22 protein-coding genes and 1 tRNA gene are annotated in these 20,551 nt (G+C 69.6%); 7 read left to right on the top strand and 16 right to left on the bottom strand.

All coding sequences use genetic code 11. The features are described from left to right. Positions 1–11: 11 nt before the first annotated feature. The 16 genes from COC42_RS04200 to COC42_RS04125 form a co-directional block, all read right to left on the bottom strand. The gene (locus COC42_RS04200; protein WP_096341977.1) at positions 12–1,064 is read right to left on the bottom strand and encodes a Glu/Leu/Phe/Val family dehydrogenase; all 1,053 of its coding nucleotides are present in this window, start codon (positions 1,062–1,064) and stop codon (positions 12–14) included. 37 nt (positions 1,065–1,101) lie between these two features. Then, positions 1,102–1,178: transfer RNA gene (locus COC42_RS04195), tRNA-His, on the bottom strand. A gap of 483 nt (positions 1,179–1,661) precedes the next feature. Further along, the gene (locus tag COC42_RS04190; protein WP_096341976.1) at positions 1,662–2,903 is read right to left on the bottom strand and encodes an adenosylmethionine--8-amino-7-oxononanoate transaminase; all 1,242 of its coding nucleotides are present in this window, start codon (positions 2,901–2,903) and stop codon (positions 1,662–1,664) included. Next, positions 2,900–3,520: a dethiobiotin synthase gene (bioD, locus tag COC42_RS04185; protein WP_096341975.1), complete on the bottom strand. Its 621-nt coding sequence runs from the start codon at positions 3,518–3,520 to the stop codon at positions 2,900–2,902. Before bioD ends, COC42_RS04190 begins: the two co-directional genes overlap by 4 nt. Beyond that, positions 3,517–4,617, bottom strand: coding sequence for an 8-amino-7-oxononanoate synthase (locus COC42_RS04180; RefSeq protein ID WP_096341974.1), 1,101 nt, complete (start codon positions 4,615–4,617; stop codon positions 3,517–3,519). The genes bioD and COC42_RS04180 overlap by 4 nt, the downstream gene beginning before the upstream one ends. Further along, the gene (locus COC42_RS04175) at positions 4,617–5,420 is read right to left on the bottom strand and encodes a TrmH family RNA methyltransferase (RefSeq protein WP_096341973.1); all 804 of its coding nucleotides are present in this window, start codon (positions 5,418–5,420) and stop codon (positions 4,617–4,619) included. The genes COC42_RS04180 and COC42_RS04175 overlap by 1 nt, the downstream gene beginning before the upstream one ends. 49 nt (positions 5,421–5,469) lie before the next feature. Continuing rightward, positions 5,470–6,387 carry a phosphatase PAP2 family protein gene (locus COC42_RS04170; protein ID WP_096341972.1) on the bottom strand — a complete coding sequence of 306 codons (918 nt, stop codon included), beginning with the start codon at positions 6,385–6,387 and terminating at the stop codon, positions 5,470–5,472. A gap of 47 nt (positions 6,388–6,434) precedes the next feature. Continuing rightward, positions 6,435–6,704 carry an antitoxin Xre/MbcA/ParS toxin-binding domain-containing protein gene (locus tag COC42_RS04165; RefSeq protein WP_096341971.1) on the bottom strand — a complete coding sequence of 90 codons (270 nt, stop codon included), beginning with the start codon at positions 6,702–6,704 and terminating at the stop codon, positions 6,435–6,437. Beyond that, complete coding sequence (gene infA, locus COC42_RS04160) at positions 6,701–6,961, bottom strand: translation initiation factor IF-1 (RefSeq protein ID WP_096341970.1); 261 nt, start codon at positions 6,959–6,961, stop codon at positions 6,701–6,703. Before infA ends, COC42_RS04165 begins: the two co-directional genes overlap by 4 nt. Further along, on the bottom strand, positions 6,954–7,142 hold the full coding sequence (locus COC42_RS04155; RefSeq protein ID WP_096341969.1) for a hypothetical protein: 189 nt from the start codon (positions 7,140–7,142) through the stop codon (positions 6,954–6,956). Before COC42_RS04155 ends, infA begins: the two co-directional genes overlap by 8 nt. 128 nt (positions 7,143–7,270) lie before the next feature. After that, positions 7,271–7,543 carry an HPr family phosphocarrier protein gene (locus tag COC42_RS04150; protein ID WP_096341968.1) on the bottom strand — a complete coding sequence of 91 codons (273 nt, stop codon included), beginning with the start codon at positions 7,541–7,543 and terminating at the stop codon, positions 7,271–7,273. Next, the gene (locus COC42_RS04145) at positions 7,540–7,947 is read right to left on the bottom strand and encodes a PTS sugar transporter subunit IIA (RefSeq protein ID WP_096343087.1); all 408 of its coding nucleotides are present in this window, start codon (positions 7,945–7,947) and stop codon (positions 7,540–7,542) included. Before COC42_RS04145 ends, COC42_RS04150 begins: the two co-directional genes overlap by 4 nt. A gap of 20 nt (positions 7,948–7,967) precedes the next feature. Further along, positions 7,968–8,879: an RNase adapter RapZ gene (gene rapZ / locus COC42_RS04140; RefSeq protein ID WP_096341967.1), complete on the bottom strand. Its 912-nt coding sequence runs from the start codon at positions 8,877–8,879 to the stop codon at positions 7,968–7,970. Continuing rightward, entirely contained in the window at positions 8,876–9,307 is a 432-nt protein-coding gene (locus COC42_RS04135; RefSeq protein WP_096341966.1) for an HPr kinase/phosphorylase, read from the bottom strand. Before COC42_RS04135 ends, rapZ begins: the two co-directional genes overlap by 4 nt. Next, a complete protein-coding gene (locus tag COC42_RS04130; RefSeq protein ID WP_096341965.1) occupies positions 9,304–10,896 on the bottom strand; it encodes a sensor histidine kinase in 1,593 nt (530 codons plus the stop codon). Before COC42_RS04130 ends, COC42_RS04135 begins: the two co-directional genes overlap by 4 nt. Then, positions 10,865–11,596 carry a response regulator transcription factor gene (locus tag COC42_RS04125; protein ID WP_096341964.1) on the bottom strand — a complete coding sequence of 244 codons (732 nt, stop codon included), beginning with the start codon at positions 11,594–11,596 and terminating at the stop codon, positions 10,865–10,867. The genes COC42_RS04130 and COC42_RS04125 overlap by 32 nt, the downstream gene beginning before the upstream one ends. Before the next feature lie 126 nt (positions 11,597–11,722). Between COC42_RS04125 and COC42_RS04120 the strand changes: the two genes are divergently transcribed. The 7 genes from COC42_RS04120 to COC42_RS04090 all read left to right on the top strand — a co-directional run bounded on the left by COC42_RS04120 (position 11,723) and on the right by COC42_RS04090 (position 20,543). Then, entirely contained in the window at positions 11,723–14,125 is a 2,403-nt protein-coding gene (locus tag COC42_RS04120; protein ID WP_096341963.1) for a hybrid sensor histidine kinase/response regulator, read from the top strand. A 43-nt stretch (positions 14,126–14,168) separates the two neighbouring features. Then, the gene (locus COC42_RS04115; protein ID WP_096341962.1) at positions 14,169–14,513 is read left to right on the top strand and encodes a response regulator; all 345 of its coding nucleotides are present in this window, start codon (positions 14,169–14,171) and stop codon (positions 14,511–14,513) included. Between the two features lie 217 nt (positions 14,514–14,730). Continuing rightward, complete coding sequence (locus tag COC42_RS04110) at positions 14,731–15,372, top strand: XrtA/PEP-CTERM system exopolysaccharide export protein (protein ID WP_096341961.1); 642 nt, start codon at positions 14,731–14,733, stop codon at positions 15,370–15,372. Next, positions 15,372–16,913 (top strand): XrtA system polysaccharide chain length determinant, encoded by a 1,542-nt coding sequence (locus COC42_RS04105; protein ID WP_096341960.1) that lies wholly within the window; start codon positions 15,372–15,374, stop codon positions 16,911–16,913. The genes COC42_RS04110 and COC42_RS04105 overlap by 1 nt, the downstream gene beginning before the upstream one ends. A 14-nt stretch (positions 16,914–16,927) precedes the next feature. Beyond that, positions 16,928–17,842: a P-loop NTPase gene (locus COC42_RS04100; RefSeq protein WP_096343086.1), complete on the top strand. Its 915-nt coding sequence runs from the start codon at positions 16,928–16,930 to the stop codon at positions 17,840–17,842. Next, the gene (locus COC42_RS04095) at positions 17,842–19,464 is read left to right on the top strand and encodes a hypothetical protein (RefSeq protein WP_245843833.1); all 1,623 of its coding nucleotides are present in this window, start codon (positions 17,842–17,844) and stop codon (positions 19,462–19,464) included. Before COC42_RS04100 ends, COC42_RS04095 begins: the two co-directional genes overlap by 1 nt. An 11-nt stretch (positions 19,465–19,475) precedes the next feature. Further along, positions 19,476–20,543: an ExeA family protein gene (locus COC42_RS04090; RefSeq protein WP_096341959.1), complete on the top strand. Its 1,068-nt coding sequence runs from the start codon at positions 19,476–19,478 to the stop codon at positions 20,541–20,543. Positions 20,544–20,551 lie beyond the last annotated feature (8 nt).

Raw genomic sequence — 20,551 nt, 5'->3', positions numbered from 1 at the left:
CCGCGCCATGGTCAGCCGCGCCCGATCAGGCGCATTGCCTGAGCATCGGCGACCTGCGCGGCGGGGGTGTTCGTCCGCTCGCTCTCGGCCCAGACTGCCTCGAGCCGCTCGGGAATGCGGGCAATACGGCTCCCGACCTCGGCGCGGTCGCCCTGGCCCAGATATTCAAGGCCGACATTGATGATGCCGCCCGCGTTGATGACATAGTCGGGGGCATAGAGGATGCCGCGGTCGTGGATCGCCTGACCCTCGGCGCGGGTCGCGAGCTGATTGTTGGCGCCGCCCGCCACCGCCCTGCATTTCAGCGCGGCAATCGACGTCTCGGTCAGGATCGCGCCGAGTGCATTGGGGCTGACGATATCGGCCTCGACCGACAGGATCGCGTTGGGGTCTGCAAGCGTTGCGCCCAGCTCGCCGGCCATAGCCGCCGCGCGGTCACGATTGACGTCGGCGAGCGTCAGGCGTGCGCCGTCCTTCGCCAGAAGGCGGGCGAGGCCGCCGCCGACGCTGCCCAGTCCTTGAATCGCGACATGAACGCCCGCCATTTCGTCAGTGCCGAGCGCGCGCTTCGCCGCCGCCTTGACGCCGAGATAGACACCGTGCGCGGTAAACGGCCCCGGATCGCCGCCCGCACCGCCCGACGCCTTTACCGGCAGGCCCGAGGCGAAGCGCGTCTCGCCCGCGATGGTGATAAGGTTGGCCTCTGAAATGCCCACGTCCTCGGCCGTGACGTAGCGACCGCCGAGCGAATCGACCGCGCGGCCGAAGGCCTTGAGCATGTCCTCGGTCTTGGTGCGGCTCGCGTCGGCGAGGATCACGCCCTTGCCGCCGCCCATCGGCAGGCCCGCCATCGCGTTCTTGAAGCTCATTCCGCGCGACAGGCGCAGGGCGTCGGTGATCGCCGCGCTCGGATCGGCATAGTGCCAGAAGCGCACGCCCCCGGCCGCGGGGCCAAGCGTCGTCGAATGAACTGCGATCACCGCCTGCAGGCCGCTGGCGGGATCGGTGAACAGGTGGACGCCCTCATGGTCGTCGAAATCGGGGAAACCCCAGTCGGTAAGCACGTGACAAATCCGCCGATCACGAAGAGATGGGGAGGGATGGGGCGGACGACGGGACTTGAACCCGCGACCCTCGGTACCACAAACCGATGCTCTAACCAACTGAGCTACGACCGCCGTTGAGCCCGCGCGCCTACCCCCAAATCGGGGCGCGCGCAAGATGATTGCGCGGGTTTTGTGGACGGGCGCGCGGCTTGATCGATGCGACCGTCGTTGCCGTGCGCCCGATCGCGCAGGCTTCCTGTGATCGGAGGTATGTCCTCAGAACTCGCATGCCTGGACCTTGCTTCCCTCGCGGCTAGCGCAGGGCAGTGGGCGCAACCGGTGTGGAGCGCGAACGGCGCAGTGGCCGAACCGTTCGCCGAAACCTTCAATGCCCGGGTGTCGACGCGGGCGACCTGCGAGCCTCGGCTCTTTGCGGTGATCCTCGATCAGGCTGGCGACGACGATCCGCGTTCGCCGCCGCGATCCGCTTCGTCGTGCTTGAGGTGCTGGGTGGCTATTCGCCTGAAGCCGAGGCGCCATCTTTCTCGGCGAGATGATGCGGTCCGATCCAACGGCCTTTGACGCGGTTTTCGCGTCCTGTGGGCACGGGTCAAGTCAGCGCACCCGTATCGCATTTTCGATCGCGCCATAGACCTGCGCGAGATCGTCTGAGGACACGCAATAGGGCGGCATCACGTACACCGTGTTTCCAAGGGGGCGGATCAGCACGCCCGCCGCCGCGCAGCGCGCCTTGATCGCGGGACCGAGGGCCGAGAGATAGCCGGGCCGCATATCTTCCACTTCAAATGCGGCGATCGTGCCGAGGCGGCGGGCTCCAATCACGCCGGGCCAGCGTGCTGCGCGCTCGACCCAGTCGGCCTGTATCACCGAGAGTGCGGCAACCCGCTCAAGCACCGGCTCCTCGCGCCAGATCGCCAGGTTGGCGGCGGCGGCGGCGCAGGCGATGGGGTTGGCGGTGTAGCTCGACGAATGGAAGAACATGCGCGACCGGTCGGGCGCGTAATGCGCGTCGTAAATGGCCGCACTCGCCAGCGTGACGGCGAGGGGCAGGCTGCCGCCGGTCAGCCCCTTTGAGAGGCACATGATGTCGGGGACGACGCCCGCCTGCTCGCAGGCGGTGAGCGCGCCGGTGCGGCCCCAGCCGGTCATCACCTCGTCGGCGATGAACAGGACGCCGTGGCGGGCGCAGATCGCCGCCATCGCCGCCAGCCGTTCGGGCGCGTACATCCGCATGCCGCCGGCACCCAGCACCAGTGGCTCGACGATCAGCGCGGCGGCATGTTCACGGCACGCGGCCTCCAGCGTGTCGAGCGCATCGTCGTCGCCGGGAAACGGGATCGTGCCGACGTCGAACAGGAGCGGCGCATAGGGTGCGTTGAACACCCCGCGCGCGCCGACCGACATCGCGCCGATGGTATCGCCATGATAGCTCCCCTCGAGCACCAGGATGCGGTGCCGGCCCTCGCCCCGCGCCGCCCAGAAGCCGAGCGCCATCTTGAGCGCCACCTCGACCGCGGTCGATCCGGAGTCGGAGAAGAAGATGTGGGCGAGTTCGGCTGGGAACAGCGCCGCAAGGCCGTCGGCCACGGCCTCTGCCTGCAGATGCGTGTGCCCGGCGAAGATGATCTGGTCGGTCATCGCTGCCGCTTCGGCGATGGCGGCGGCGATGCTCGGATGGGCGTGGCCGTGCGTCGTCACCCACCAGCTCGAGATCGCGTCGATCAGCCGCTCGCCGGTGTCCATCCAGAGATAGGCGCCCTCGGTCCGGACGATGTTGGGGATTGGCTCGCCCAGGCCATGCTGGGTGAAGGGGTGCCAGATGCGCGTACGGGTCATGCGAAATCCGCCCGGTCGAACCCCTGCGCAAAGGCGGCCGCCAGCGTCTCGCGCGTCAGCGGCTCGACGATATCGAGCCGGCCGAGCTGCCGCACGGCGCCCATCGCGGCGATTGTCGCCTCGCTGTCGGGCACGCTCTCGCCGACGAAGGCGATGCCGTGGATGGCGATGCCGCGCGACCGCATCGCCTCGATCGACAACAGGCAGTGGTTGATCGTGCCGAGCGCGGTGCGGGCGACAAGGATGACCGGCAGGCCCCAGGTCGCGACGAGATCGATCGTCAGCAGGCCGAGGGTGAGCGGCACCATCAGCCCGCCCGCCAGCTCGACGACCAGCGGGTCGTTCTGGGGCGGCGTCAGGCGGTCGGGGTCGATCTCCACCCCGTCGATCTCGGCCGCACGGTGCGGGGAGCAGGGCGTGACGAGGCGGTACGCCTCGGGCAGCAGGCGATCGGGGGTCGCGCCCGACAGCGCGGCGACGCTGTCGGTATCGGTTCCGTCCTCCAGCCCAGATTGAACTGGCTTCCAATAGGTCGCGCCAATCGCGCCGGTCAGTGCGGCGGCGAAGACGGTCTTGCCGATGCCGGTATCGGTCCCGGCGACGACGAAGCGGCTCACAACAGGTCCTTTATCAGCGCGCCAAGCGCGTCGATGTCGGCGAGGCTCGCATGGTTGGTGATCGAGATACGCAGCCGCGCGGTGCCGGGCGGGACGGTCGGCGGCCGGATACCGCGCACGTCGAAACCCGCCGCCTGGAGCTCCGCTGCCACCCCCATCGTCCGTTGGTCCTCGCCGAGGACGAGCGGCAGGATCTGCGATCCCGTATCGAGGCCGAGCGCGGTGCGCGCATGAGCGATCCGCCGCCACAGTGCCGCGCGCCGCTCGGGTTGGTCGACAAGGGTGCGCAGGCTCTCGCGCACCACGGCGGCTATCAGCGGCGAGGGGGCAGTCGAGAAGATGAAGCCGCGCCCCCGATTGACGATGAAGTCGCGCATCACCGCCGGACCCGTGATCAGCGCGCCTTCCGCCCCCATCGCCTTGCCGCAGGTGTGGAGCGCGATCGTCCGCTCGGGCGCGAGCGCGTGCGCAAGCCCGCGCCCGTCCTTGCCGAACACGCCCGTCGCATGCGCCTCGTCCACCACCAGCATCGCGTCGTGCCGCTCGGCGATTGTGGCCAGGTCGTCGAGCGGCGCGCGGTCGCCGTCCATGCTGTAGAGGCTCTCGACCGCGATCCACGGTGTGCCGGTGCCGCCCCCCCGGCGCCACGCGACGACCGCGTCGTCGAACGCCTGCGCATCGTTGTGCGCCGCCGCCACCGCCTCGGCGCGGGAGAGCCGCATCCCGTCATGCGCACTCGCGTGGATCAGCGTGTCATTGACGATCAGGTCGCCGCGCTGGGGCAGGGTGGAGAGCAGGGCGACATTGGCCGCAAAGCCGCTCGACAGCCACAGCGCCGCCTCGTGCCCGAAGAACGCTGCCGCCTCAGCCTCTAGCGCCTCGATCTCGTCATGGTTGCCGCGCAGCAGCCGCGAGCCCCCTGAGCCCACAGGTACGCCGCGTCCGATCGCCTCGCGCGCCGCATCGGCCAGCCGCTCGGACCCGGCGAGCGCCAGATAGTCGTTCGAAGCGAAGTCGACGCCCGCGCGCGGGGCTAGCGCCCGCCGCCGCCCGATCGCGCCGAGCGCGTCGAGATCCGCCGCCTGTGCCTCCAGCATCAGCGGCGGCGCTGCTGGTTCAGCACCTCATACGCCATCACCGCGGTGGCGACGGCGGCATTGAGGCTGTCGGCCTTGCCCAGCATCGGCATCTTCACGCGCAGGTCGCATGCCGCGGCATAGGCGGGGGGCAGTCCCTGCGCCTCGTTGCCGGTAAGGAGGAAGGTGGGTCTCTCATAAGCGGGCTGCTGATAGTCGAGATCGGTGTCGAGGCTGAGCGCGACAAGTTGCCCCGGCCCGGCGCGGAGCCAGGCGAGGAACTCGTCCCAGTCCGCGCGCACGATCGGCACCGTGAACAGCGCCCCCATGCTCGCGCGCACCGCCTCGACCGAAAAGGGATCGACGCACTCGTCGATGAGGATCAGGCCGCCCGCTCCCACCGCATCGCCGGTGCGCAGGATGGTGCCGAGATTGCCCGGATCGCGCAGCCGCTCGGCGACGAGCCAGATGCCGGCGCTCGTTCGGTCGAGGTCGGCGAGCGTGGCTTCGAACTCGGCGAACACCCCGACCACGGCGCCCGGATTGTCCTTGCCCGAGAGCTTGGAGAGGATGTCGGGCGTCGTCTCGATCGCATCGCCACCCGCCGCCTCGACTGCCTCGACCAGCGCAGTGACGAGTGGATGGCGCGCGCTGTCGGCGGCGAAGAAGACCTGTTCGGGTAGCCGCCCGCCTTCGCGCGCCTCGGTCAGGATGCGCAGCCCCTCGGCCAGGAAGCGACCCTGCGTGCGGCGATGCTTCTTGTCGCGAAGCTCGCGCGCGGCCTTGACGGACGGGTTCGAAAAGGCGGTGATCTGACGCGGCATCGCGCGGCGCTTTGCCCCAGCCGGGGCGCAAGGGGCAAGGGGCCGTCGGTCAGGTCGCCGCCATTGCGCGTGCGCGCCAGCGAATGCGCGGGCCGTGGGCCGCCAGCCGGGTGGCACCGAGCGCCGACGCAGCGACGAGAATGCCGGCAATGCACTCGATGAGATAATGTCCGCCGGTCGTCGGCGTGGCGGCGAGCATCATCAGGTTGACCGGCACGAAGACGAACCGCATCCATCCAGAGGTCCAGCTGGCCCAGATGAACAGCACCGCCGTGGCGGCGTGAAAGCTCGGGAAGGCGATCAGGCCGCACAGCGCGCCGAGATCGATGGTGGTAAGCCGCCCCTCGCGCAGCGCCTCGATCACGGCGATGTGCATGAACCCCGGCTGCGGCATCAACGGATCGTCGGGTGCGAGGAAATGTGCCCCGGCCGAGGTTGCCGGCGCGAATGCGAACAGCGCATTGGTGACGAGAAGCGCAAGGGCGAAGGCCAGCACCAGCCGGTCGAGCCGCGCCTGCTGCCCCCGCCACGCCATCGCGGCGGCGAGCAGGGTCGGCGTGAAGAAGATCGACAGATATGCCCAGCCGAGCGGCACCCCGATCCAGCGGTTGAGCTCGAAGACGCGCCAATAGGCGGGCCACCAGCTTTCGAGCGGCCCGCCGAGCGCGATCAGCTGCGCATCGGCCCAGCCGGTGGTCGAGGCGGCGATGATATAGCTCGTGATCGCCCCCAACAGGCTGACGCCTGCGAGCATGCCCGCCGAACCGATCGCGGCGACGAGGCGGGGGCGACGGGCGGCGAGCCCCCGTCGCGTGAGGTGCGGCGTCGCGAGGGCGAGCAGCGGGAACAGCAGCGCCGCGATCGCGAGCGGCCCGAGGGCGAGCGACAGTCCGGCGGCCGGCATCGCGACCGCGAGAAGCGCGATCCACGCGATCGCCACCGCCGTTGCCGCCTGTCGATATGCCATCCCGCCCCCCAGGGTCGCTTCCCTGCGCAGTCCTAGCCCATAAAGGGTTAAGGGGAGGTGGGCGCGACCAGCGCCTCGATCGCGCGTTCGACAGCCTCCAGCCCGTGCTCGCTTGCGACGGCGAGGTCGAGCGGGCGGCCACCCAATGCCTCGTCATGGCCGTTGAGAAAGGCGATGGCGCGGTCGCCGCCCAGCCGGTTCCAAGCGAGCAGGGTGATGCGGCCCTGCCGTTCGGCGGCGGTGGGTTCCATCCTCTTCATCGTCCGGCGCGGCTGAAAGGCCGATCGGCGCGGCGGTGCCTTGGCTTCCTCGGTCATCGGCGTCGTGTTCCCCTTGCTGCGCCGCCGCCTCCGGGGCCGCGGTCGCGATAGATCAGGCGCCCCTTGTCGAGGTCGTAGGGCGACATCTCGACCTGGACCGAATCACCGACGACGGTGCGGATGCGATATCGCCGCATCTTGCCCGCAGTATAGGCGGTGATCCGGTGCCCGTTGGCGAGCATGATGCGAAAGCGCCCGTCAGGCAGCATTTCCTCGACATGGCCGTCGAGGGTCATCAGCCCTTCCTTAGACAAAGGCGGCGCCCGGTCCGCCGATAACGCGGCCCGACCCGGTCGAGCCGGCCTGGACTGCGCGAATGCGTGCGGCATAGCCCGCGGCAAGCCCCTGATGGGACCGGCGCGACGACGAGCAGGCCGACTGGTTGGCGCGCATCAGCGAAATCTGGTGACGGGAAAGAAGATAGTTGAGGTCCATGCGGACGCCTCCTCGCATTGTAAGCGGGAGCGCGATGGTCTCTCAGCCACGGGTGCCTACGGATGGGTGATCCCGGTGGTGATTGTCATATAGCGCGGATGGCGGCGGATTGGAACCCGCCACGCCGCTCACTCCTCCCCGAACCGCTCCTCGACCAAGGTGCAGAGCGCGATGACGGCGTCCTCGGCGGCGTCTCCCTCGGCTGAGATGGTGATGGTGTCGCCCATCGCCGCGCCCAGCATCATCAGCCCCATGATCGACGTGCCGGTAACACGCGAGCCGTCCTTCTCGACGGTGATTTCGGTTGGCTGGGTGCTGGCAAGGGTGACGAACTTGGCGCTGGCGCGCGCATGGAGTCCGCGGCGGTTGGTGATCCGGACCTGTCGGCTGACCTGGCTCAAGCCGCCGCCTCGCCCAGCACCTCGGACGCGACCGAGATGTACTTGCGCCCCGCCTCGCGCGCGGCGGCGACGGCTTCGGTCACCTTCATCGTCTTGCGCGCGCCGCCCAAGCGGATCAGCATCGGCAGGTTGATGCCCGCGATCACCTCGACCCGGCCCGTCTCGAGCAGCGAGATGGCGAGATTTGAGGGGGTGCCGCCGAACAGGTCGGTCAGAACGATGACGCCGCGGCCGTCATCGACCTCGCCGATCGCACGGGCGATGTCCGCGCGCCGTTCCTCCATGTCGTCCTCGGGGCCGATGCAGATGGTGGCAATCGCCGGCTGCTTGCCGACGACATGCTCCATCGCCACCACGAATTCCTCGGCCAGGCGCCCATGGGTCACGAGGACCAGGCCGATCAGGGGATTTTCCGTCATAACCTTCATGTCTTGGCGGGCGCGCCTTCCAGCGAGTCCTGCGGCGCGGTGGCCAGATCGCGGTGTTGCACCGTGGGCGAAAATCCTTCCGCGCGCAACCGTGCCGCCACGCGCTCGGTCACGTGCACCGACCGGTGTCTCCCGCCGGTACAGCCGAAGGCGACGGTGACGTAGGATTTGCCCTCCGCCCGGTAGCGCGGGAGCAGCATTACGAGCAGGTTCTCGATCGCCGCGACCGAGTCGGCATAAGCGGGGTCGGCACGGACATAATCGGCGACCGGTGCATCGAGGCCGGTGCCAGGCCGCAGCTCTGGCACCCAGTGCGGATTGCGCAGATAGCGCATGTCGAAGACGAGGTCGGCGCTGCGCGGCAGCCCGCGGGCGAAGCCGAAGGACATGATCGACAGCGTTGGTTCGCCGAGGCCGTCGCCGCCGAACAGTTTGCGCACTTCCTGCGCCAGCGCGTTGGCCGACAGGTTGGTGGTGTCGATCAGCCGACCGGCCCAGCGCTTGATCGGCTCAAGCAGCTCACGCTCGCGGATGATGCCGTCGGCAGCGGGGCGATCCTGCGCCAGCGGGTGGCGACGGCGTGTCTCGTTATAGCGCCGCTCGAGCTCGGTCCCGCCGCAGTCGAGATAGAGGACCGAAATCTCCTGGCCGGCATCGACCAGCTTCTGCACGCGCGCGGCGACGCGCGCCGGATCGAAGCCGCGCGTGCGGGTGCCGATGCCGATCGCGAGCGGCCGGTCGTCATCGTCGGTGCCGGCGGCGGGGGCGGTAGCGAGCAGCCGGTCGACCAGGACCAGCGGCATATTGTCGACAACTTCCCAGCCCAGATCCTCGAGCGTGCGAAGGACCGTCGACTTTCCCGCACCCGACATGCCGGTGACGAGGAGGATGCGGTGCGGCGTGGTCATGACGCGGGCGTCCGGGCGAGCGCCAGCTCGACCTTGATCGGAGCCGAGGGCTCGAGCGCTGCCACCGCGCCGCACGGCACGTCGATGCCGGCAATGCGGCGGAGCTCAGGCGCGGGCGGCATCCGGTCGGGCTCGGCCTCGATCGACAGGATCAGCGCGACGGGCACGTCGGCCACGTGCGGCATCTCGACGATGCCGATCCCGCGCACCTCGATCCGGCCAGCGATGTTGGCGGGCGGTGCGGCCAGCAGCGTGCCGCCGCTGCGCCGCAGGATGGTGTAGTCGTCGCTGACGAGTTGCGCGCCGCGATCGATCAGGCGGAGCGCAAGGTCGGACTTGCCGGCCCCCGAACGCCCAACGATCAGCACGGCGCGGCCGTTTATGGCGACGCAGGATGCATGCAGCGTCTCGGACGATAGCGCGGTCATGGCTCGATCCGGTCTCCGTCCCCGATTGCCCTCGGCAGGCGTACGACAAAGCGTGCGCCGCTCACCCGATCCTCGCGCGATTCGACGTGGATCGTGCCCGCATGGCCTTCGACGATCGTCCGCGCGATGGCAAGGCCGAGCCCCGAATGCGCGCCGAACGCCTCGCCCTCGGGCCGGATCGAGTGGAAGCGGCGGAAGATCGCCTCGCGTGCGTCCTCGGGCACGCCTGGCCCCTCATCCTCGACGCGGACGGTGACGAGCGGCCCGCCGTCCGACGCGGCGACGCTGACCACCGCATCGTCGGGGGAGAAGGACAGGGCGTTGTCGATCAGGTTCTCGAACACGCGGGCGAGGCGCGCGCCGTCGCCGTTGACGATCAGCGGCTCGCTGTCCGGCCGGTCGAGGTGGAGGCGGATACCGCGCGGCAAGCCGCGGGCGCGCCGCCCCTCGACGATGGCGCCGAGCATCGCCGCAAGATCGAGCGGCTCGAACTTGGTGCGGCTGAGTTGCGCGTCGAGGCGCGAGGCGTCCGAGATCTCGGTGATGAGCCGGTCGAGCCGGCGCACATCGTCGCGGACGATGTCGAGCAGCTGCGCCTGAAGTGCCGGGTCGCGCACGGATCCCAGGCTCTCGACCGCCGACCGCAGCGAGGCGAGCGGATTCTTGAGCTCGTGCGTCACGTCGGCGGCGAACGCTTCGGTCGCGTCGATGCGGACGCGCAGCGCCTGGCTCATGTCGGAGACGGCGCGCGCCAGCATGCCGATCTCGTCGCGGCGACTGGGCAGGCGCGGGACGACGACCTCGCGCGCGCGGCCCAGGCGGACGCGGACCGCCGCGCGCGCAAGCATCCGCAGCGGCCGGACGATCGTGCGCGCGAGGAACAGCGAGAGCAGCAGCGAGGCAAGGAAGACACTCGCCAGCACGATCGCGAGGCGCCATCGCTCGGCGCGCACGATCGAGGTGATGTCGGCGGCGTTGACCGTGGTCATCAGCGCCCCGCGCGCGCCCAGCGGCGCGGCGGCGGTGATGACGGGGGTGCGGTCGGGCGCGCGCCACAGGCTTGCCGGTGCTTCATGCGTCCAGACCGCGCGGGCGACGTCGGGCCAGCGGAACCCGCGACTGCGCGGCCGCTCGCGATAGAGCGGCGCACGGTCGGCGCCGACGACGGTGTCGATGCCGGCGTCGAGGAAGCGGCCGATCGCCTGGCCCATCGGCTGCTTGTCGGGGTCGCGCAGCCGGAAATTGGCGACGCCCAACCGCCGGCTGTCATGGCGCTCGATGCCGTCGGGGGCGAAGGTGCGGATGCGCATTCCCGTCTGCCGAGCGAGGCGGGTGACGAGCGTCGGCTCGTCGCTCATCCGCGTCGCCATCAGCGCCTGGGCGATCAGCCGCGCTTCTCGGCTCGCCTGCTCGAGCCGCGCGTCGATCAGGCGCGTGCGATAGCTGTCGAGATAGAAGAAGCCGCCCGCCAGCATCGCGAGCGCGATGCTGTTGACCGCCAGAATGCGCGGCGTGAGGCTGATCCGCCCCGACCAGCGCAGCGACAGCCGGGCGTCGTCACTCGTCGGAGAAGCGATAGCCGGCGCCATAGAGCGTCTCGATCGCGTCAAATCCGGGATCGACTTGCCGGAACTTGCGTCGGACGCGTTTGATGTGGCTGTCGATGGTGCGGTCGTCGACATAGATGTCGTCCTGATACGCCGCGTCCATCAGCTGGTTGCGGGTGCGGACGATGCCGGGCCGCTGCGCCAGCGTTTCGAGAATCATGAATTCGGTGACGGTCAGCGTGACGTTGGCGCCGCCCCACGTCACCTTGTGCCGGGCCGGGTCCATCGTCAGCCGCCCGCGCTCGAGCACCGGTGCGGGTGCTTCCTCGCCGGACTCGCCGCCGCCCGCCGCCTCGGTCCGTCGCAGGATGGCACGGATGCGCGCGATCAGCAGGCGCTGGCTGAACGGCTTGGCGATATAGTCGTCGGCACCCATGGCGAGGCCCAGTGCCTCGTCGAGCTCGTCATCTTTGCTGGTCAGGAAGATGACCGGGATCGCCGACTTCTCGCGCAGGCGACGCAGCAGCTCGAGCCCGTCGAGCCGCGGCATCTTGATGTCGAGGACCGCAAGATCGGGCGGATTGTCTATCAGCGCCTTCAGCGCCGCCTCGCCATCCGAATAGACGCGCGTCAGGAAACCTTCGGCCTGCAGCGCAATCGAGACCGAGGTCAGGATGTTGCGGTCGTCGTCGACCAGGGCGATGGTGCTGCTGCGCGGGGCCGGCGCGGTCGTCGCGCTCATGCAATGGGCTCGATCGGGCGGCGATCCATGTCGCTCGCCTAACGCAAAGCGCGGGCCGGCTCAATCGCTGCTTGGGCTCGGGCGCGCCGCTTGACGATGCGAGGGCGCGCGCCGACAGCGTGAGGCATGGCCACTTCTCCCCTGTCGCCCCCCGATGCCGACACAACTCGCCAGTCGCTGCTGATCGCCGCTGCGGCGGGCACGGCGGCGGCGATCGTCATCCTCTGGATGATCGGCGATTGGCGGCTGGCCGCGGGATTCGTCGCGGCGGGGCTGGTGATGGCGGGCGGGGTGCTCGCCTTCGCCCGCCTCTCGTCGCGACGCGCGGCGGCCGCGCCGGTGCAGGACTGGGCGCTTGCCCATGCGCTGGCCGATGCGAGCGCGGGGGCGCTCGCGGTGACCGACCGATCGGGCGTGCTCGTCTGCGCGAACGATGCCTATCGCCGGCTTTTCGACGGGCTGCCGACTCCCCCGTCGGTGCCGCTCGACGCCGATGGCGAGGGGCGGCTGGGCGGTGCGGGTCGCGCGGCGTGGCGCGACGGGCGCGGCGAGGTGGCGGGCCTCGCGCAGCGGGGCCGGCTGCTCGACGCGGTGATCGCGCGGGCGGGCGAGGACATGCTCGTTTGGCATTTCACGACCGCGTCGGCGGAGGGGGCGGCAACGGGCGATGCGCTGCCGGCGCTCGTCTCTGCCGTTGCCGGTCGCCCGGGCGAGCGGCTGGGTGCTGCGGGGGTGATGGCGGTAGTAATCCAGCCCGACGGTCGGATCGAGGCGGCGAACCGCGTCTTTACCGCGCGCGCCCTGGGCAAGGCCGAGGGCAATGTCGAGGGGCGCGACTTCGCCCGGCTGATGCTCGCCGAGCCGAGCGGCCACGTCCGCTTCGAGCGCGAGGGAGAGGCGGGCAATCCCCTCCGCCTGATCCAGCTGCCGCTGGGCGAGGGGGCGGAGGCACCGCTGGCGCTCGCGCTGATCGACGAGGAGGATGCCGGGCTGCCCGCAGGCCTGGGCGATGATGTCGCGGCGCACGTCCGCGCCCTGGTCGGCCTGCTCCCGATTGGTCTTGCGATGGTCGATCGCGAGGGCCGCTTCGTCCACTTCAACGCTTCGTTTGCGGCGGCGACCGCGGTCAACGCTGCCGCGCCGCCGCTCTATCCCGGCGACCTCGTGGTGCGCGAGGACAAGGCGGCGCTTGCCGATGCGGTCCGGCGCTTTTCGGGTGGCGCTGCCCATGTCGCCGACATGCAGGTCCGCCTCGCGGCGCGGCCTGACGAGCCGGTGGCGCTGACGCTGGCGGGCGCGCGGGGGCTCGGCGACGCGGCGGTCATCCTCTGCCTCAAGGAGTCGGGCGAGGAGGGCCAGCTCAAGCGGCAGGTGGCGCAGGCGACGAAGATGCAGGCGGTTGGCCAACTGGCGGGCGGGGTCGCACACGACTTCAACAACATCCTGACCGCGATCATCGGGCATTGCGACCTGATGCTGATGCGCCATTCGCCCGGCGACAGCGATCATGACGACATCCAGCAGGTGCGCGCCAACGCCAACCGCGCCGCGGCGCTCACCCGCCAGCTCCTCGCCTTCTCGCGCCAGCAGACGCTGCGTCCGCAGGTGCTGCAGCTGCCCGACGTGGTGTCGGAGGTGTCGAACCTGCTCACCCGCCTGCTTGGCGAGACGGTGCGGCTGGAGGTCAAGCATGGGCGCGGCTTGGGCGCCGTGCGTGCCGATCCGGGACAGCTCGAACAGGTGATCGTCAACTTGGCCGTCAACGCCCGTGACGCGATGGTCGCCGCCAATCCCAAGGGTGGCGGCACGCTGACGATCGAGACGCTGGCGGTCGGCCGCGCCGCGGTGAAGCGCATGGACGACGACGTGCTGCCGGTCGGCGACTATGCGGTGCTGCGTATCACCGACACGGGCACCGGAATCCCCGCTGACATCCTCCCCAAGATCTTCGAGCCCTTCTTCACGACCAAGGAAGTGGGCAAGGGCACCGGCCTCGGCCTCTCGACCGTCTATGGCATCGTCAAGCAGTCGGGCGGCTACATCTTCGCTGAATCGCCACCGGGGCAGGGTGCGTGCTTCACCATTTACCTCCCCGTTTATTCGGCCGCCGAGGCACCGGCGCCCAAGGCGACGCCAAAGCCGGTGAAGCGCGCAGCGGGCTGGGGCACGGGCACCGTCGTCCTCGTCGAGGACGAGGCGATGGTCCGCGCCGTCGCCGAGCGCGCATTGGTGCGGCAGGGCTACAAGGTGCTGACGGCCGAGAATGGCGAGGCGGCCCTTGAGCTGATCGCGGCGTGCGAGCGCCCGGACCTGCTCGTCTCCGACGTTGTCATGCCGATGATGGACGGGCCGACGATGGTCGCAAAGGTACGCGAACGCTATCCCGACCTGCCCATCCTGTTCATGTCGGGCTATGCCGAAGAACAGCTGCGCCGATCGATCGATCTCGACAATGTCGCCTTCCTGCCCAAGCCCTTCTCGGTCCAGCAGCTGACCGAGGCGGTAGGAAGCGTCATGGGTGCGGCGTAATCAATGCTTGGCGCATTGCCCGCACCGTGCTTATGACGGCTCGATGACCGAGCGCATGCGTATCCTCATTGTCGAGGACGAGCCCCTGATCGCCATGATGCTCGAGGATTTCCTCGATGCGCTGGGTAAGGACGTGGCGGGAACCGCCGAAACGGTGTCGAGCGCGCTCGACCAGGTGTCGCGGGGCGGCGTCGATGCCGCGATCCTCGACGTCAACCTGCGCGGCGGCGAGAAGAGCTGGCCCGTCGCCGATGCGTTGGCGGAAAAGGGCATTCCCTTTGTCCTCGCGACCGGCGGCGACACGCTCGCGCCCGCGCACGCCGGTCGCCCGGTGCTGGCCAAGCCGTTCACGATGGACGGCGTCGAACAGGCGCTCGGGGCGCTCTGACATTCCCACCGCCGTAAGTGCTGAGTAGCGACTAAGCGCAGGCGGCCGAAGGGTTCAGCGGTTACTCAGGACTGACGGACGGGATTGGGCGGGATTGGCGCTCACCCGGGCACCACGCTGAACGCTAATTTAACCTCTCGCGCCGCATAGCATCCGCGTTTCTGCATCGGTGCGTGGACCCCTGTCCGCGCCGCCGATGCGCCGACGGAGGTGATCGATGCGTGTTCGCGTGAAGGCAAAGACGGCGCTGACGGCCGGCGCGGCCGCCGTGCTGGCGACCGGCTGCACCAGTGCAAGCCGCCCCGAGCTTCCGCCCGCGCAGTTCGTCGCCGCCAAGGAGGGGCCGGGCGAGGAGTATGTCATCGGCCCGCTCGATTCGCTCCAGATCTTCGTCTGGCGCAATCCAGAGCTGTCGGCGAAGGTGCAGGTGCGCCCCGACGGCCGCATCACCACGCCGCTGATCGCCGACATGCCCGCGGTCGGCAAGACGCCGTCGATGCTCGCCGACGACATGAAGATCGCGCTCAAGGAATATATCAAGGACCCGATTGTTTCGGTCATCGTCGACCAGTTCCAGGGCACCTTCAGCCAGCAGATCCGGATCGTCGGCGCGACCGAAAAGCCTGCATCGCTGCCCTATCGGGCCAACATGACGCTGCTCGACGCGATGATCGCGGTCGGCGGCCTGTCCCAATATGCGTCAGGCAACAAGGCACGGCTGGTGCGCTTCGACCGCGAGACCAGTAAGCAGACTGAATATGCCGTGCGGATCGGCAGCCTGCTGAAGGACGGCGACACGTCGGCGAACGTCCGGCTCGAGGCGGGCGACGTCATCATCATCCCGCAGAGCATGTTCTGATGGACGCCATCTACGACGAGATCAGGGTCGGCATCCACGCCGTTTGGCGCCGCCGCTGGCTTGCCCTGGCGATCGCCTGGGGCATCTGCCTGGCGGGCTGGCTCGTCGTGTCGCAGATTCCCAACCAGTATGTCTCGTCGGCGCGCGTGTCGGTGCAGCTTCGCAACGTCCTGCCGGGGCAGGACAATCCGATGGCGCAGATCGACCAGCAGCGCGACGTCGATCGGGTTCGCCAGACGCTCTTGTCGGCAGTGAACCTGGAAAAGGTCGTGCGCGGCACCTCCATCGCCAATTCGGTGTCGAGCGACCGCGACGTCGCGGATCGTGTGGCCGCGCTGCAAAAGGCGATCAAGATCACCGCGCAGGCCGACACCAACATCTTCGAGGTGTCCGCGACGATCGCCAATGCCGGCGCCGCCGATTCCGCCAACGCCAAGCTCGCGCGCGAGGTGGTGCAGAAGCTGATCGACATCTTCGTCGAGACCAACCTCGCCGGCACGCGCGACGAAGCGAGCCAGTCGCTCCGCTTCCTCGACGAACAGATCGACCAGCGCCAGCGGCAGCTTCAGGACGCCGAGGCCAAGAAGGCCGAGTTCCAGTCGAAATATATGGGCGCACTGCCCGGCACCGGCAGCCTCGAGGAACGGATGTCGGCGGCGCGCACCCAGCTGGCGCAGGTCAATTCGGACCTTGCGGCCGCGCAGTCGGGCCTGGCCGCCGTCAACGGCCAGATGGCGGGCACGCAGCCCTCGCTGCCCGGCAACGCCGGCACGGCGATGGGACCGGCGCGGGCGCGCGTCGCGACGATCCAGGGGCAGCTCGCCGAGGCGCGCGGGCGCGGCTGGACCGACAGCCATCCCGACGTCATCGCGCTCAAGAACCAGCTTACCATCGCCACCGCTGCCGCGCGCGGCGAGCCGGTCGGCGGCGGCGACGGCGGTGCGCCCAATCCGCTTTATCTAAGCCTCCGCTCGATGCAGGCCGACCGCGCGGCGCAGGTCGCGGCGCTCACCCAGCGCAAGGCGCAGCTCGAGGCCGATATCGCGCGGTTCGACGGGACGATGGGCGCGCAGCCCGCCGTCGCCGCCGAGCAGGCGTCGATCGACCGCGACTATCTCGTCCTCAAGGACCAGTATGACAAACTGCTCGCCAGCCGCGAGCAATTGCGCATCCGCGCGCAGGCGAACAACGAGACCGACGCGGTCAAGATCAGCGTGATCGACCCGCCGACCAGCCCGCGCACGCCCACCGCGCCCAATCGGCCGCTCCTCCTGTTCGGCGTTCTGGTCGTCGGGCTGGGCGGCGGCGCCGCGGCGGCGTGGGGCCTTTCCAAGCTCCAGACCACCTATCCCACCGTCCAGCGGCTCGAGAAAGCCAGCGGCATGCCCGTGCTCGGCAGCATCGGCGAAGTGGTGAACGACGCGGTGCGCAGTGCGCGCCGGCGGCAGCTCAAGCTGTTCGCGGGCGGGGCGGGGGCGCTGGCCGGTGCCTTCCTCATCCTCATGAGTATCGAGTTCCTCCAGCGCGGGCTGGTGGCGTGACGGAGAACAGGAACATGACCGCCGCCGATCCCAACCGCCCGCCAAGGGCCTCGCTGCTCGAGCGCGCCAGCGACTGGTTCGACTATGCGCCGCCGCCGCCCGTCGCCGCGCCGCGGCACGACCCGGTTCCGTTACCCTCCGAGCCCGCGCCGGCGGCCGAAACGCCGGCTTTCGCGCCGCTGCCCGTAACGCGCGAGCGCGTGGCGATCGACCGCGAACGGCTGGTCGAGCGCGGGATGCTGGTGCCCGGCGCGGCGGTGACGCCGCTTGCCGAGGAGTTCCGCCTCATCAAGCGCCAGCTGCTGCTCGCCGCCGACGAGGCGGCGACGACCGACGCGGTCAAGGCGCGCGCGATCCTCGTCTGCTCGGCGCGGCCGGGCGACGGCAAGACCTTCTCCGCTACCAACCTCGCGCTCAGCCTCGCCGCCGAGCGCGATGTCGAGGTGCTGCTGGTCGATGCCGATGTCGCCAAGCCCGATGTTCCGCGCGTGCTCGGCTTCGATGACGGTCCGGGCCTGCTCGACGCGATCGGCGATCCGGCGCTCGACGTCGAGGGCCTCGTCCTCGACACCGACATCCCCCAGCTCCAGATTCTGCGCGCCGGTACGCGCGGCCATGCGGACACCGAGCTGCTGGCCTCTGGCGCCGCTCGGCAGGTGATCGGCGGCCTTGCCCGCGCCAATCCGCGCCGCATCGTCCTGTTCGACTCGCCGCCGGTGCTGGCGGCGAGCCCCGCCGGCGTGCTCGCCGGGCTGGTGGGTCAGGTGATGCTCGTGGTGCGCGCCGACCGGACGAGCGAGAGCGACCTGCGTGAGGCGGTCGGACAGCTCGGTGCCTGCGAGCGCGTGTCGCTGGTCCTCAATTCGGTGTCCTTGCGGCCGGGCGGCAACCGCTACGGCGACTATTATGCTTATGGGAGCGAGGCGTGATGCGCGCGACTTTTCTCGCCGCGACGGCGCTGGCCTGCGGCATCGCCGCGCCGGCCGCGGCGCAGGATCGGCCGGGCGGCGACGCACCGCGAGTCGACGTCTCGCCCTACATCAACCTCAGCCAGGTGCTGATCGCCGACCTGAGCAACGGCGACGATGCGCTGACCTATACGAGCGCGCAGGCGGGCATCGACGCGACGATCCAGACGCGGCGGACCCAGGCGCAGCTCAGCTATAATTACGAGTATCGTTTCGCCTGGGACGATGACCTTGCCGATACGAGCATCCACACCGGTCTGGCCCGGCTATCCACCCAGGTCACGCCGAGCCTCGGCTTCGAGGTGGGCGGCATCGCGACGCGCGCGCGCAGCGATATCCGCGGCGCGGCGCCGGGCCTGCTGGTCGGCAACGTCGCCAATATCAGCCAGCTCTATGGCGTTTATGGCGGGCCGACGGTCACCCGGCAGATCGACCAGTTCGGCTTCAACGCGGCCTATCGCGTCGGCTATACCAAGGTCGAGGTGCCGGACAGCGGCGTCGGGCTGCTGCCCGGCCAGCCCCGGCTCGACTATTACGACGACTCGCTCACCCACCTCGTCACCGCCAGCCTTGGGACGCGCGCGGGCACCTACCTGCCCATCGGGTTCACCCTCTCGGGGCAGTATGAGCGCGAGGATGCCGGGCAGCTCGACCAGCGCTATGAAGGGTATTTCGGGCGCGGCGACGTCGTGCTGCCGGTGTCGGGCACGCTCGCGCTGACCGCGGGTGTGGGATATGAGCGCATCCAGATCAGCCAGCGCGACCCTCTGGTCGACGGCAACGGCAACATCGCGATCGACGGCAATGGCCGTTTCGTCACCGATGAAGGCTCGCCGCGCCGCCTCGCCTACGATATTGACGGGGTCTTCTACGACGCCGGTGTCGTCTGGCGGCCGAGCCCGCGCACCACGCTGGAGGTCCATCTGGGCGAGCGGTACGGCACGTTCAGCGGCACCGGCAGCCTTTCGTGGCAGATGAACGGCACCGACGCGCTTCAGGTCGTCGTCTATGACAGTGTGCAGAGCTTCGGACGACAGCTGGGCGACGGCATCTCGGCGCTGCCAACCAGCTTCACCAATCCGTTCAACGGCGGCGGCAATGCCTATAACGGCTGCATCTTCGGCAGCGACGGCGGTGCGGCGGGCGGCTGCCTCAATTCGGTGTTCCAGTCGATCTCTACCGCCAATTACCGGGCGCGCGGCATCGACGCGGTCTATGCGGTGACGCGAGGGCAGCTGCGGCTGGGGGCAGGGGCGGGCTATGCCAATCGCCGCTTCTTCGCGCCCGACGACGCGCCGGGCGTCAACGTCTCGGGACTGGAGGACGAGAGCGCCTATATCCAGGCCTTCGCCTCGCGTCAGCTCGACGGCAATTCGGGGGTGACCGCCGACGTCTTCTACAACTGGTATCGCGCGGGGCTCGGCGGGTTCGAGACGCGCGGCGCGGGCGCGACTGGCGCCTATTATCGCAATTGGGGCCGTCTCGACGGGGTCGCGTCGGCAGGTATCTATGTATCCGATCAGTCGCTGAGCGACGCCGACGTGGTTGCGCAGGCGCTCATCGGCCTCGGCTATCGGTTCTGACGGGGGCGGCGATGTACGACACGCATTACGGGCTGACGGGACGACCCTTTCAGCTGACGCCCGATCCGGGCTTCTGGTTCGATACCGCGACGCATCGCAAGGCGATGGCGTATCTGGGCTACGGCCTGGCGCAGGGTGAGGGCTTCATCGTCATCACCGGCGATCCGGGCGCGGGCAAGACGACGCTGGTCGGCCACCTGATGGGGCGGATCGACCGCGAGCGACTGCACGTCATCCAGATCGTCTCGACCCAGGTCGATGCCGCCGACCTGCTCGGCCTCGTCGCCGCGGGCCTCGGCATTGCCGCCAGCCAGCCCAAGGCGCAGCTTCTCGGCGCGATCGAGCGCGGGTTGCACGCCGTCGCGCGCGGCGGCAAGCGCACCCTCCTGATCGTCGACGAGGCGCAGTCGTTGCCCGTCGACAGCCTGGAGGAGCTGCGCATGCTCTCCAACTTCCAGGCGGGCGGCTATCCGCTGCTCCAGATCTTCCTGCTCGGCCAGCCCGAGTTCCGCCACGTCCTGCACGGTGCCGGCAGCCTCGAGCAGTTGCGCCAGCGGGTGATCGCGATGCACCACCTCGACCCGATGGGCGTGGAGGAGGTCGAGGCCTATCTGATCCACCGGCTGAAGGTCGTGGGCTGGGACGGTCGTCCGTCGTTCGACGAGGGGGCAATCGCGGCGCTCCATGTTTGGTCGGGTGGGGTGCCGCGCCGGCTCAATCAGCTCGCAGCGCGGCTGATGCTGCATGGTGCGATCGAGGGTATCGAGCGCTTCGGTGCGCGCGATGTCGAGGTCGTCACTGCCGAGCTCGACGCAGACATGGCGCCGCCCGCGCCACTGCCCGAGCCGGTCGTACGCCCGCTCGACGCCGCCGCGCGCCCGATCCGCGCCGAGGGGCCGCCGCCGCCGCCGTCGCAGCCGCTGCCCACCGACTCGATGCTCGAGCGCCGGGTGGCCGAGCTTGAGGAACGGCTGGAGGCACAGGATGCGGCGCTGCGCCGCGTTCTGACGCTGCTGGTCGACTGGGTGGAAAACGACGCGCGCCCCGACAAGACGATGCTGCGCGGCTCGGCCGCCTGAGCGGGAAC

It is taken from the genome of Sphingomonas spermidinifaciens (assembly GCF_002351485.1).
GTDB classification, from domain to species: Bacteria; Pseudomonadota; Alphaproteobacteria; order Sphingomonadales; family Sphingomonadaceae; genus Sphingomonas; species Sphingomonas spermidinifaciens.
This window is presented reverse-complemented; position numbering and strand designations above follow the sequence as displayed.

Coding starts and splice junctions, on each gene's coding strand:
- COC42_RS04180 (WP_096341974.1), bottom strand. CDS start 4,617: ATGCTGGAGGCACAGGCGGCGGATCTCGACGCGCTCGGCGCGATCGGG.
- COC42_RS04175 (WP_096341973.1), bottom strand. CDS start 5,420: ATGCCGCGTCAGATCACCGCCTTTTCGAACCCGTCCGTCAAGGCCGCG.
- COC42_RS04170 (WP_096341972.1), bottom strand. CDS start 6,387: ATGGCATATCGACAGGCGGCAACGGCGGTGGCGATCGCGTGGATCGCG.
- rapZ (WP_096341967.1), bottom strand. CDS start 8,879: ATGACCACGCCGCACCGCATCCTCCTCGTCACCGGCATGTCGGGTGCG.
- COC42_RS04135 (WP_096341966.1), bottom strand. CDS start 9,307: ATGACCGCGCTATCGTCCGAGACGCTGCATGCATCCTGCGTCGCCATA.
- COC42_RS04130 (WP_096341965.1), bottom strand. CDS start 10,896: ATGGCGCCGGCTATCGCTTCTCCGACGAGTGACGACGCCCGGCTGTCG.
- COC42_RS04105 (WP_096341960.1), top strand. CDS start 15,372: ATGGACGCCATCTACGACGAGATCAGGGTCGGCATCCACGCCGTTTGG.
- COC42_RS04190 (WP_096341976.1), bottom strand. CDS start 2,903: ATGACCCGTACGCGCATCTGGCACCCCTTCACCCAGCATGGCCTGGGC.
- COC42_RS04095 (WP_245843833.1), top strand. CDS start 17,842: ATGCGCGCGACTTTTCTCGCCGCGACGGCGCTGGCCTGCGGCATCGCC.
- COC42_RS04125 (WP_096341964.1), bottom strand. CDS start 11,596: ATGAGCGCGACGACCGCGCCGGCCCCGCGCAGCAGCACCATCGCCCTG.
- COC42_RS04110 (WP_096341961.1), top strand. CDS start 14,731: ATGCGTGTTCGCGTGAAGGCAAAGACGGCGCTGACGGCCGGCGCGGCC.
- COC42_RS04165 (WP_096341971.1), bottom strand. CDS start 6,704: ATGACCGAGGAAGCCAAGGCACCGCCGCGCCGATCGGCCTTTCAGCCG.
- COC42_RS04120 (WP_096341963.1), top strand. CDS start 11,723: ATGGCCACTTCTCCCCTGTCGCCCCCCGATGCCGACACAACTCGCCAG.
- COC42_RS04115 (WP_096341962.1), top strand. CDS start 14,169: ATGACCGAGCGCATGCGTATCCTCATTGTCGAGGACGAGCCCCTGATC.
- COC42_RS04090 (WP_096341959.1), top strand. CDS start 19,476: ATGTACGACACGCATTACGGGCTGACGGGACGACCCTTTCAGCTGACG.
- COC42_RS04155 (WP_096341969.1), bottom strand. CDS start 7,142: ATGGACCTCAACTATCTTCTTTCCCGTCACCAGATTTCGCTGATGCGC.
- COC42_RS04100 (WP_096343086.1), top strand. CDS start 16,928: ATGACCGCCGCCGATCCCAACCGCCCGCCAAGGGCCTCGCTGCTCGAG.